Source organism: Terrisporobacter sp., from assembly GCF_017888745.1.
In the GTDB taxonomy this organism is placed as follows: domain Bacteria; phylum Bacillota; class Clostridia; order Peptostreptococcales; family Peptostreptococcaceae; genus Terrisporobacter.
This window is the reverse complement of the sequence record NZ_JAGHFM010000132.1, coordinates 1-3,209: the sequence shown is the minus strand read 5'-3', so window position 1 is coordinate 3,209 and position 3,209 is coordinate 1. Positions and strand designations below refer to the sequence as shown.

The 3,209-nt window shown below is 27.6% G+C and carries 5 protein-coding genes; all 5 read left to right on the top strand.

Going from position 1 to position 3,209, the window contains the following annotated elements; all coding sequences use genetic code 11:
• A partial coding sequence (locus J7G74_RS06320) for a deaminase (protein ID WP_297133251.1) occupies positions 1-308 on the top strand: 308 nt, incomplete at its 5' end.
• 43 nt (positions 309-351) lie between these two features.
• On the top strand, positions 352-1,677 hold the full coding sequence (locus tag J7G74_RS06315; RefSeq protein WP_297133249.1) for a uracil-xanthine permease family protein: 1,326 nt from the start codon (positions 352-354) through the stop codon (positions 1,675-1,677).
• Positions 1,678-1,792: 115 nt separating this feature from the next.
• Entirely contained in the window at positions 1,793-2,227 is a 435-nt protein-coding gene (locus tag J7G74_RS06310) for a hypothetical protein (RefSeq protein WP_297133247.1), read from the top strand.
• 60 nt (positions 2,228-2,287) lie between these two features.
• Positions 2,288-2,767 (top strand): LURP-one-related/scramblase family protein, encoded by a 480-nt coding sequence (locus tag J7G74_RS06305; RefSeq protein ID WP_297133244.1) that lies wholly within the window; start codon positions 2,288-2,290, stop codon positions 2,765-2,767.
• Positions 2,768-2,903: 136 nt separating this feature from the next.
• The coding region (locus J7G74_RS06300) for a histidine phosphatase family protein (RefSeq protein ID WP_297133241.1) at positions 2,904-3,209 on the top strand (306 nt) is incomplete at its 3' end.

Below are 3,209 nucleotides of genomic sequence, written 5' to 3'. Positions count from 1 at the left end.
CAGCACTTGCAGAAAGAGCATCAAAAGAATATAGCAAAGAGTTTTTATGGACTTGTACTTTATACACTACAGCAGAACCATGTGCAATGTGTGCTGGAGCAATATATTGGGCAAACATAGGTAGAGTAGTATATGGAATGACAGAAAGAAGATTATTAGAGCTTACTGGAAGCCACGACCAAAATCCAACTTTTGACTTACCATGTAGAGATGTATTTTCTAAAGGTCAAAAAGATATAGTAGTAATCGGACCAGTAGAAGCAGTTGAAGAAGAGGCAGCAAAAGTGCATGAAGGTTACTGGGTTTAAAAATTAATACATATTGATAAAAAGGTAAAATAGGGGGAAAAGTATGTCAGCGATTAGTTCTAGTTGTACAGATGTATTTGAAGAAAAAGTATCTAAGGGTAAATTACTAATATTAGCATTTCAACATGTTCTTACAATGTGTCCTGCATCAATAGCAGTACCATTAATTTTAGGAAGTGCGCTAAATTTAGATAATAAAACAATTGCATTTTTAGTATCAGCAAATCTTTTTACAAGTGGAATATCAGTATTAATTCAAACATTAGGGTTTGCTAATATAGGTTCTAAGCTACCATTGGTAATGGGGGCATCATTTGCTCCTCTTGGAGTTATGATATCAATTGGTGGACAATATGGTTTAGATACATTATTTGGAGCAATAATAGGATCTGGAATATTAATTTTTGCAATATCTTTTCTAATGGATAAGATATTAGTATTTTTTCCAGATGTAGTAGTAGGTTCATTTGTAACTTTAATAGGTATAAGTTTAATACCAGTAGCATTTAAAGATTTAGCGGGTGGAGAAGGTGCAGCTAACTTTGGAGCTATTGAAAATATTATGTTAGGCGGACTTGTATTAATTATTATAGTATTATTAAATCAATATGGAAAAGGTCTTTTAAGATCATTATCTTTATTAATAGGAATAGTAGCAGGTACTATAATAGCATTTGGATTTGGTATGGTAGATTTAACACCAGTAGCTGAGGCAAGTTGGTTTGAAATAATAAATCCTGGTAAATTTGGGATGCCAAAATTTAGGATAGATGCAATACTTATGATGACTATTTTCTGTGTAATAAATTTAATACAGTGTATAGGAGTATTTTCTGTATTAGATGAAGTATGTAAAACTAGTACTGATTCAAATACAAAGATAAAAGGACTAAGAGGAGTTGCCATGGGGCAAGTCTTTGCCGGATTATTTTGTTCAGTACCATCTACTATGTTTAATGAAAATGTAGGACTTATAGAGCTTACTAATATTAAAAGTAGAAATGTAATAAAAGTGGCAGGATTATTTTTAATAATAATTGGATTTTTCCCTAAGGTAGCAGCATTAATAACTATAATACCAAAGCCTGTAATGGGTGGAGCTACAATATCATTATTTGGAATAATCTTAACAGCAGGAATATCTATATTATCTAAGGTAGATTTTTCTACAGGTGGAAACTTTACAATAGTTGGCATAAGTTTAGCTGTAGGAGTAGGAGTTACTGTTGTACCTAACATATTTGATAAATTTCCTAGCCTATTATCAATGTTATTAAGTAATGGTTTATTTATGGTTAGTATTACAGCGATAATTTTAAATATAGTATTTAATTTTAATGATATAAAAAAATCATTTATAGTAAATTAGAAAAATTAATAAATAATAAACTGCATTCTAACTAAGGATGCAGTTTTTTTAGTTATAGAATTTACTTTATATATTTTGCAGATACTAATTCTAAATAATTAAGTAGGAGGACATTATGGGTAAATATAAATTAGATTATTTTTCTAAATATTATTTTTATGAAGAAGATGATTTTGAAAATAAAATAGAAGAAGGAAAATACATACTCGAGCAAATTAAAACCAGTAATAGATTTGATTATAAAGGTCATTCATATAAGTATACTAAATTTGGAAATATATCTCAGAGTGATACAAAAAGAGATGTGGATATGGAAATACCAGAAAACAGTATAAATGTAATTATAGATAATAAGGAATGTCATTTAGATTTAATATATAAGTTTGAAACTAAACAACTAGAGGATCACGTTAGAGTAACTACTAGAATTAGTGAAAGAAATGATGATGTATCCTGTTTAATATATATAAATAATAATCAGGCTAAAGAATGTATAGAAGAGTTGGAAAAGGTAAAAAAATTACAAGAAAGTAACATGTATATAAAATAAAAGTAAAATGTGTTAATCTATAATAAAATACTTTAACTAAGTAAAAGGATGGGGAATTATATGAGATATTATATGAAATCAAAATTTTTCAAAATAAAAGAGGATTTTTGGATAAAAAATGAGTTTGATGAAGAAGTATACTTTGTAGATAATAAATTTTTAACTTTTGGACTACAATTTGATATATTAAAAAATGGAAGAGTACTTTATTCAGCTAAGGAGAAATTGCTTACATTTATGTCTAATTACGAGATACTTAAAGATGATGATGTGGTAGCACAAGTAAGTCAAAAATTTACTTTTTTTAAGGATAAACTAAGTGTAAGTAGCAAATATGGTGATTTAACTATTCAAGGTGATTACTTTGACTATAATTATAAAATATATCAAGGTGGAAGACTTATAGCTAAGGTTGCAAAAGAATTTTTCGCCTTTACTGATAATTATTATATAGATGTTGATTTTGAGGATGAAGCTTTTGTATTAGCTTTAGTTGTCATAATAGATAATATTATAGATAAGCAAAAAAATAATAATTAGTAGTAATTTGTTAAAATTATACACTATATTCATTTATGTATTTTCGTTTAATATTTATGTTACAATTATTATAGAAATTTAAAAATTACATAGCTTTTAACATATCATAAAATAGATAGCTATAAGGGGGAATAATATGAAGAAAATATTATACTTAATGCGTCATGGTCAAACTTTATTTAATTTAAGGAGAAAAATGCAAGGACATTGTGATTCACCACTTACAGAGACCGGAAGAAAACAAGCAGAAATAGCAGGAGAGTATTTTGAAAATATTAATATAGATAATGCTTATAGTTCTTCATCAGAAAGATGTTGTGATACATTGGAAATTGCAACAAATGGGAGTATACCTTATACAAGATTAAAAGGTTTAAAAGAAATGAATTTTGGGGTATTTGAAGGCGAAAGTGAAGATTTAAAACCTGTAGATGAAAAAGTG

Coding starts and splice junctions, on each gene's coding strand:
- J7G74_RS06310 (WP_297133247.1), top strand. CDS start 1,793: ATGGGTAAATATAAATTAGATTATTTTTCTAAATATTATTTTTATGAA.
- J7G74_RS06305 (WP_297133244.1), top strand. CDS start 2,288: ATGAGATATTATATGAAATCAAAATTTTTCAAAATAAAAGAGGATTTT.
- J7G74_RS06315 (WP_297133249.1), top strand. CDS start 352: ATGTCAGCGATTAGTTCTAGTTGTACAGATGTATTTGAAGAAAAAGTA.